Annotated in this window: 1 protein-coding gene; it reads right to left on the reverse strand. The window is 64.4% G+C overall.

Annotation, left to right across the window (positions count from 1 at the left end; all coding sequences use genetic code 11):
* A partial coding sequence (locus H6B10_RS14925; RefSeq protein WP_204652301.1) for an MFS transporter occupies positions 1 to 683 on the reverse strand: 683 nt, incomplete at both ends.

The raw sequence follows: 683 nt of genomic DNA on the forward strand, positions 1-683 counted from the left end.
GCGCCGAAGGCCAGATTGGTACCGATGGCCACGCAATCCAGAATCATGGCATGGATGCTCAAGGCCGTAGCCCGGTTGGCGGTTTGCACCTGACGGTTTCGCAGCTGCGCCTGGAAGGGCTGGAACAGGCTGTCCGACACCCGCAGCAGCCAGATCCCCCCTACCGAGAGCAATGCCCGGTCGGTGAATACCAGCAGCGTGCAGGCCAGCGCAGGTGCCAGGCAGAACAGCGCAGCAGCCCGACGGTCCCCGGTACGGCGGGTGACGGCGGCAGACCAGACGCCGCAAAGCCCCAGCAAGGTAGCGGCAATGTACACCGCACCGATGGCGGTACTGCCCATACCGCACCGCTCATATTGCAGCTGGTTGAGAAAGACCGTGACCGTCTGGTGTACCTCGGTCAGCAGCCCCACGGCAATCAGGAACGCCAGCAGCCCCGGCGCGGCCAGGGTAGCCCGCAGCGTAGCCCCAAAAGGTTCCCGGGTTTCGGCTTTTTCGGGGGCCGGGTGTACCTCGGTAAGGCCCAGCGAAAGCAACGCCGCCGCCCCGTAGCTGAACACCGTGAGCAGACCTGCCAGACGGTAGTTCTCCCCCACAAAAAGGGTATACACCGCTGAGGCGGCAAGCAGCCCCGCCATGCCCAGGCTGTTGTAGACGCCAAACACGTGTTGGCTGTTTTCCTG

This window comes from Gemmiger formicilis (assembly GCF_016901605.1).
Taxonomy (GTDB): domain Bacteria; phylum Bacillota; class Clostridia; order Oscillospirales; family Ruminococcaceae; genus Gemmiger; species Gemmiger formicilis_B.